Below are 7,187 nucleotides of genomic sequence, written 5' to 3' on the forward strand. Positions count from 1 at the left end.
AATCCTGGTCACTGAGCTTTCCCGGTGGGGGCGCTCGACGCTCGATCTGCTCAATACGCTACGTGAACTGGAGAACTGGAAGGTTTCCGTGATAGCCATGAATGGAATGGCGTTCGATCTTTCGTCGCCGTATGGACGAATGCTGGCGACGTTTCTTTCCGGCATTGCGGAGTTTGAGCGGGATCTCATCAGCGAGCGGGTCAAGTCAGGCCTTGCTGTTGCGAAGGCACGTGGTAAGAGGCTTGGTCGTCAGGCCGGAGTGCGACCAAAATCAGACCGACTTTTGCCTAAGGTGGTTGCGATGAGGGCCGAGGGACGCAGCTATCGCTGGATCGCACGCGAGCTCGGTATCAGCAAGAATACCGTCGCTGACATCGTGCAACGACACAGAGCTAACGCTTAGGGTGTCATTTCGCCCTCAGCCGGAACCGACCCCACCAACTCAATTCTTGATGGCCTAAGTGAAGCAAATCTGGATGCTAGGTTTTTCGCGGTTCGTGGTAGATATGCGCTAGTGCTAGGCACAATTTTTAGCGACGTCGTGATTCTTACTATAAGAGGCACCGTATTCCGCGAGCTTTGGGACTGGAAAGCAAATATAGATGCCGAAAAGTACCATGTTCGGGTGGGACCACACTTTCATCCATTTCATTATGGTCATGTTGAATTTGACGACCAATTCTTTCACCGAGGATTCTTTGAGTCGATCATTCCTCAGTTCGCATCTATCTCTGACCACATTAACCAACGAAATAGTTTGGGGAATGATCTCAAGGTCGTTTGGACTGGCCACTCCCTAGGTGGAGCAATGGCCGCGGTAGGCTATGCGATTCACGCTAAGCTTAATACCACAATAAGGCTTGCTGAGAATATTCCGGGCCATGCCGTTTGTGCGTATACATTTGGCATGCCTCGCTATTGCGGACTTGGTAGCGTTTGTAGTTTTCCCGGTCCCCACCACATTTATAGAAAGGAAGACCTCGTACCAACCGTGCCGCTTAGAAAAATGGGCTTCTCTGACAGTAGTAAGGAGTACGAGATCATTGATAACGGATCGATTGTTTTGACTGAGCGCACTGATACATTTGGGCTGGCGGGCCATGTTCCAAAGCTGTTATCAAGCATAAAGGCACACTCAATAGAAGGTTACGCAGGGCTATTATCTAAAGCAACTGGTATAGCAAGACCGTGAACACGCTTAGAAATGGTTGCCTAACGGGACAGTTCTTCCCCACTCCAATTATGATTGCCTCTCTGAAATCGACCAAGGTGTTATCGTGGACAACAAGCGCCTCGGAAGAACACTCGAATTTATCAAACTAGTTCAGGAGAAACGCTGACCTTCCCCCCTTAAACTAACATACCATGTGCTAGCAATGTCCGCTGTTGGCACAAAGCTGACGTTAAGATTTACAGCATCGGGAAGCTTCTGAATGCCGCGTCAGCGGCATGGAGGCGCCAGATGAGGTTACATGTGTCTGTGGAGTCAAATGGCGCCGAAAGCCCGGCGTAGCCGGTTACCTGGCTATAAACTCTGCTACCCTACCCCCTGTCCTGATTAGCCTTAACCCGCTCACAGCAATGAAGAAGTTAAAGTAATCCCTTTTAACCCCGGTGAGCGGGCTTTACGGCGTTTACGACGTAAAGGGCGTGATTTCCGGGGCCTTAGCGGCGGCAGCTTGCTGCTGACGCTTAGGGGGATGTTCTTCAGTTATTTTAGCGATTAACACGGTAGTTGCAAAGCTATACCCGCTAAAAATGTCTCAGATGCCTCTGTACGCGGTCGGAGTGGTCCCGGCAAGGCGACAGCCGCAGTCGGGGCGTATCTCCGCGTTAGCGGGCCGGAGGGCCGCTTACGAGCGTGTACCAGACAACTCCCGCAGCTCCACTCACAGCGATGAAGAAGAATAGTTACAACACCCATTATTAAAAGCGACACTACTCCCGGCCTTCGGCCGGGGGCGGCGGCGCTTTTCAGTGGTGGGGAGGGGCTTGTGGTTGCAGAACGCCGCCGGGGTTTGTTTTAAAAAAGGGATCTATTGAATGATGTAACTAATCTGTGTGCAGGTTATATGCCCGCCGCTTGTCGGCGGGAGGTACTTCTGGATCTGAGCGGCGCGGGCGCTTGCGACCGCTGTTAGCGAAGGCCTCATTGAGACTGTCCACAGGACAGACGACGAACAGGTTTTCCTTTGAGACGAAAGATATTCAGATCTTTAAAAGAAGTACAGAGCAGGTCTTTAAAGGGAACCATGCGGTCTGAAACCTCTGCGGCAGGCACCCTGACACCCTGTCGGCTGTAGCTTTATGAAAAGTTCCCATGCAGTTAAGTGTGTATAAGTAAAACCGGGCAAAAAAACCGGCACCGGAGCACCGAAATATCATCAACCAGGTGGGGGGAATGCGTTGCCAATCGGTGTGGCCATAACACTATCGGTCAGAAATCAGCCAGGCTCAGCAGACGGATGTGCGAAAGTCTCCGGCGCCAGCCGGATAACAAAAATGAGAAGGCTATACTGGGTCGGGGTACGGCGCCAGGCGGGTATAGTTATTGCCCCGTGACAGCAGCATACGCTCCGTCACGCGTCGCTCAACTTCACGTTTGAGCGCATCACGATCGCCTCTGAAGCGGCCGGTGGCATATTCACGGGTCAGCTGCTGACGAACACGCGTCTCGATGTCCTTCCGTTGGCGCGAAGCATCCCGCCGCGCGGTTGCTCGCTTCTGGCCATGAGATTTACGCTCAGCCTGATAGCTGCGGAAACGCTCGCGTACAAACCGCCAGGATTTGGCGATCAGTTCATCCATCCCCAGCTGCGGCAGACTCTGTTTTTTGCGCTGTTTATTTTCCCACTCCACGCGACTCCGGCGCGCGGCCACGACGGCCACATCTGACACATCCAGAGCCTGAAAAAGGGCTGGCGTGAACGTCATATCCGTCGGAATATTGCAGCCAATCTGCGGATCATATTCCGTTGTATAGGTGATCAGACCCAGCTCAGACATAAACCGCAGCGCGCGGGTCGCCCGTGAGATAGACAGGTTGCCACTGGCAGATTCCGTGGCCAGCCCGCACTCAATGGCCATATTGGTAATCGAGCGCTGCACGCGATTGGCCAGCGGATCGTAATGGAAACACATTGCCTGGAGAAGCGCATCAATCGCACGCCGGCGAAGGAGAGGAGGCATACGCCGACGCTTACCCAGTGAGCGGGCAAAGGCGACATGAATTGAAAAATCAAACGTGGAGGTAAAGCCTTCGGCTTTAGCCATCAGCTTACAACAAAACGGCAGTGTCTTTTTGCCTTCCCGCGCCATAAAACGCGGCTCAGCATTTTTCACTTGCACGTAATGGAACGAGTTTTTTGGATTCTGTTCAGTCACCGCTTCCTGCGCTTATGTTGCGCCGAAGGAGTAAGCACAGAAGGTATTGAACTTTTCTGAGCATGAATCTATACTCCCTGCATAGAGCAACAATCTCTATGCAGTTTAGTTAAGGGCCCCGATAATCTTCTAGAGTCGCCAAACTTGGAAAGATTATCGGGGTTTTTGCTTTTCTGATTCCGGAAAAAACCTTTTTACAGAATCAGTTCCCTGCCACCTTACGGCGTGGCCAACCAAGAATCTCTAAACGATCAGTAATCTAGCACTCATAGCAGGTATGATCAAGAATGTGACGTCGTTACGTCAATTCCAAGTTTCGCAGATTCTCTTTCAATCAGCCTTTCAATCATTTCTGCCTGAGTAATTCCTTCATTCTCACACATGATTTGAAGCTGGTTTTTAAGCTTGTCTCGCACAAATACTCTCACCTCTTTGTGCGTCGCTTTTTTTCGGGCAACAGCTTTCTGCTGACGTTCTGCCGCAGAAACAGGATTGCCCTTTCTGTAGGGACGTTTAGATGAGGAAGTAACTGCGTTTACGACCTGTGACATCTCTGCCTCCTCAAGCATATAACTGAATACTTGAACAAAGATACTACATGTCTTTATAGGCAGCGAGAGCGCACATTAATTTAATGTAAAATACATTTTTTTCTGTTGGCGCAGAAAAATTGTGGGCAGTGTGATCGTTAGTACGATGAACGCCAGTCAGTACCGACATCCCACCTGGATTGCCAGTGCTGCAGATAACGTTGGGCAACTGTCGGGTCATCCCATACAACCAGCACATTCTCTGAATTCGAACGGTCAGCTGCACGGCTGAAATTGAACGACCCGGACTCTGTATTGCGCCCGTCCGCGACGATCACTTTGTCATGCATAATTTTGTAGGCGCTGACCGTACGAACCGGAATGCCCACGCTGGTCAGCAGGTTCATGGCGGCCTCGCTGGCCGTTCCGGTATTTGCCTTCTGATCCAGAACCACACGGACATCCACCCCACGTCGTTTCGCCTCGATGAGCGAACGAACCACCTCCGGGGAGGTGAAGGAATACCCCATCAGCCGGATTTCCTGTCGTGCGGTCGCGATGGTTTTCAGAACCAGCCGCAGGGCAGTTCCTTCCGGGGAAAACCCGGTATCGATGCTCGCGGCATAAACGATCGGTACGGGTGTGCACAGACTCAGAGTGACCAATGCAGGCAGACACCATCTGCTGAGAGTACGGTTTATTTTCACACTATTTCCTTCACTGTATTTTTAAGAAACGCCGGGAGCGGGGGAGACTGGCTTTTCCCCGTTACCGGGGTTGGACAACGACGCCATGGGGAGGCGTCAGGCTTTTGTCGTCTGACGGAACCAGTAGCAGACTGGCCCGTCGCCGGTATCGTGGACGGAGCCCAGGAACCAGCCATCATCATCTGGCGGCTCGGGCACCACCTGGATACCATCCCGGACACTGACGAGTGGAGAAACGTCAGGCTTTCTCATCCGGTCAGTATGCCGCGTATACAGGGCCAGCCCGCCCCAGAACAACGCAACTGACAGCATCACCAGGAGCAGTCCCCCTCCTGTGAAAAAAAACGGAGACAGGAGTATCAAAAACAGCGCCAGCATGCCCCCATACAAATAACAGAATAATTGCTTCTCAATGCGTAAAATAAAATAGCTGAACATAAATTCAGTCCTTTAATAAGACGGATTTAAAAGGAGGTGTTAGTGACGGGATTTATTTATTGCCGCCTGAAGACTTTCCGACTCCGTCATTCCGGAAAATACCGTGGTATTTTCTTCCGTCGCGCCCTTCACCGGCATCACAATAATACCCGGCGTACCGGTTAATCCCGTTGCCGTGGCGATGTCTTTAATATTTTTCAGCGTGGTATTAACTTCATCAATGGTATCCTGTCTGAACTGAATATCACCTGATGTTTTCGTGACTGTCTCTTTGGTCAGCCTGCCTTCAATTAATCCGGTCGCATAAATACCGTTATGGTATGCCAGATATGCCTCCGGCCCCTTTTCCTTCCAGACCAGCAGACCGGTTTTGGCTGCCAGTAATGAAACCGGCCATCGGCTCCCGAAGACCGGCCACTCCATAAAGAAATAGCGCACATCCTGGTTACTCCTGATGACCTTCTCCAGTTCCGGCGCGAAGCGGCTGCACCAGATGCACTGGTAGTCAAAGAATTCAACCACCATCACCTTTCCGTCCCCGGGCCCCCAGGAGGGGATATTTTTATTACCCAGAATGTTTCCCTGTTGTTCCAGTGCTGCGGATTTAAAACCGCGAGTCTGTTTCGCCTCCTGCTCCTGCTGAAGTGTCTCGCTCATCTGAATAAGTATCTCGGGATGAGCACGCAGATAATCCGCTGCGATTTCTCCAATTCTTTTCTCCTGGGTAACGGAAAACGTTTTATCAGGTGCATTATCCTGAGCAAAACTGGTATTCAAAACGACAACTGAAATAAATGGGAGCAGAAAATACAATCCGAATCTGAATTTCATTTTTATTCCTTTAACAGGTTAAGCATGGATAAAATAAGTTCGTCCGCTAAAGCCGTTAAGTCTTTAGCGGAGAGGTTGTAGAACGATGAATACTGTTGTGGCAGGAAATGAATTAAACGGTCTGACTCATCTTTCGTTCAGCGCGTAACAGCTCTTTCATCATGCGCTCACTGGCGTAGTGCGCTTCATCAGCAGTGACCGTAGCCACCACATTCCCCTGCAGGTCATAGCGGGAGGCACCTTCCCGCATTCGGGACAGATAACCTGCAGACCGGGTCAGGCTTTTCAGGCACTTAATCACCTGTTTATGCGACAGCGGCAGATCACGACTCGCAATATCGGCAAGCAGCTGTTCACGCATTCCCGTGGCCAGCAGACGTGGCGAGTTGCCATCGAACAGCTGTGGCCAGAACACCTTCAGGGTCATGATCGCCTGCTCTGGCGGCAACAGCCGAAGATAGCGCACCGGAGGGGGAGCCTTTGTTGCCTTGACCGGTACGGGCTCAGCCTGACGCGCGGCGGCTTCCGCGGCCTGTTTCGCACGTTCAAGCTTTTCTTTCTTGACCTTCCAGGCGGGCGGCGCCGACACCACCACGACCTTTTTTCGGCGTACCACACCAGGAGTGGCCGTATCACTGGTGGGGGCAGCACTGTCTGCCGCGGGTTTTCGTTTCAGGCTCAGTACAGGACGTTTTTCTTCACTCATAAGGGGCCATATCAATAAAGCATCAGGTCTGACGTATACGATACGCTAACGGCATCATCGTTTCATCTCAGGAAACTGTGGACACGGCGATGATGTTCCCTTTGTCACAGTTGCGGGCACTATTTCTGCTCCTTGGACCTCTGTCCGGGTTTTTTTACATTTAGACAACAATCCCCAGCACCGCCAGATGTACGGCATAGAACATCACGAAGAAATGCCGCGGCCAGAAGCGCCGAACAGAACGACCGATGTCAGAACAGACCGCCAGGGCCAGCAAGGCGACCATCAGGCCGGCGATGGCCTGGGTAATATCATGGGCATTCATCAGCAACACCATGACGGCCCACAGCACGCCATACCCGATACGTTCTGCGGGTTCTTTCGCCCGACACAGTCGCCAGCTGTTGATCAGCATAAAAACCCCGGCCAGACCGTAGCTGTCGGCAGACAGAGGGAGCCAGGCCACGACAATGGCGATCGCCAGCAGAATATCATTGCGGGTCTGCAGACTGAACCAGCGCAGCGCCTGACCGGTGACCGCAAAGCTAAACAGGATATTCCCCATGTACCACGGGTATCCGATGAGAATAA

9 protein-coding genes and 2 pseudogenes are annotated in these 7,187 nt (G+C 51.9%); 2 read left to right on the plus strand and 9 right to left on the minus strand.

Annotation, left to right across the window (positions count from 1 at the left end; all coding sequences use genetic code 11):
- Both HMPREF1144_RS21185 and HMPREF1144_RS21190 read left to right on the plus strand, forming a co-directional pair.
- On the plus strand, positions 1-403 hold a 403-nt coding region (locus tag HMPREF1144_RS21185), incomplete at its 5' end, for a recombinase family protein (protein WP_042928194.1).
- Positions 404-514: 111 nt separating this feature from the next.
- Positions 515-1,192: a lipase family protein gene (locus HMPREF1144_RS21190; protein ID WP_042928196.1), complete on the plus strand. Its 678-nt coding sequence runs from the start codon at positions 515-517 to the stop codon at positions 1,190-1,192.
- 1,319 nt (positions 1,193-2,511) lie between these two features.
- Here the strand turns inward: HMPREF1144_RS21190 and repA are convergent.
- The 9 genes and pseudogenes from repA to HMPREF1144_RS21225 form a co-directional block, all read right to left on the minus strand.
- Positions 2,512-3,384 carry an incFII family plasmid replication initiator RepA gene (repA, locus tag HMPREF1144_RS21195; RefSeq protein WP_009653904.1) on the minus strand — a complete coding sequence of 291 codons (873 nt, stop codon included), beginning with the start codon at positions 3,382-3,384 and terminating at the stop codon, positions 2,512-2,514.
- A complete protein-coding gene (tap, locus tag HMPREF1144_RS34015; protein ID WP_009653899.1) occupies positions 3,377-3,448 on the minus strand; it encodes a RepA leader peptide Tap in 72 nt (23 codons plus the stop codon). The genes repA and tap overlap by 8 nt, the downstream gene beginning before the upstream one ends.
- A gap of 217 nt (positions 3,449-3,665) precedes the next feature.
- Entirely contained in the window at positions 3,666-3,935 is a 270-nt protein-coding gene (locus HMPREF1144_RS21200; RefSeq protein ID WP_032736837.1) for a replication regulatory protein RepA, read from the minus strand.
- 137 nt (positions 3,936-4,072) lie between these two features.
- The gene (locus HMPREF1144_RS21205) at positions 4,073-4,615 is read right to left on the minus strand and encodes a phospholipase D family protein (protein WP_032736899.1); all 543 of its coding nucleotides are present in this window, start codon (positions 4,613-4,615) and stop codon (positions 4,073-4,075) included.
- Positions 4,616-4,717: 102 nt separating this feature from the next.
- Positions 4,718-4,819, minus strand: a pseudogene (locus HMPREF1144_RS33740) (hypothetical protein); the annotation flags it as partial.
- Positions 4,805-5,059 (minus strand): annotated as a pseudogene (locus HMPREF1144_RS21210) (hypothetical protein); the annotation flags it as partial. The pseudogenes HMPREF1144_RS33740 and HMPREF1144_RS21210, both read right to left, overlap by 15 nt.
- A 39-nt stretch (positions 5,060-5,098) precedes the next feature.
- Positions 5,099-5,890: a DsbA family protein gene (locus tag HMPREF1144_RS21215; protein WP_009653900.1), complete on the minus strand. Its 792-nt coding sequence runs from the start codon at positions 5,888-5,890 to the stop codon at positions 5,099-5,101.
- Between the two features lie 112 nt (positions 5,891-6,002).
- Entirely contained in the window at positions 6,003-6,596 is a 594-nt protein-coding gene (locus tag HMPREF1144_RS21220) for a fertility inhibition protein FinO (protein WP_009653903.1), read from the minus strand.
- A 160-nt stretch (positions 6,597-6,756) separates the two neighbouring features.
- A partial coding sequence (locus HMPREF1144_RS21225; protein ID WP_042928200.1) for a TraX family protein occupies positions 6,757-7,187 on the minus strand: 431 nt, incomplete at its 5' end.

This window comes from Klebsiella sp. OBRC7 (genome assembly GCF_000293135.1).
Lineage (GTDB): Bacteria > Pseudomonadota > Gammaproteobacteria > Enterobacterales > Enterobacteriaceae > Klebsiella > Klebsiella michiganensis.

Excerpts from the sequence above, each read along its gene's own strand:
- HMPREF1144_RS21200 (WP_032736837.1), bottom strand. The coding sequence starts at position 3,935 with ATGTCACAGGTCGTAAACGCAGTTACTTCCTCATCTAAACGTCCCTAC.
- HMPREF1144_RS21220 (WP_009653903.1), bottom strand. The coding sequence starts at position 6,596 with ATGAGTGAAGAAAAACGTCCTGTACTGAGCCTGAAACGAAAACCCGCG.
- HMPREF1144_RS21215 (WP_009653900.1), bottom strand. The coding sequence starts at position 5,890 with ATGAAATTCAGATTCGGATTGTATTTTCTGCTCCCATTTATTTCAGTT.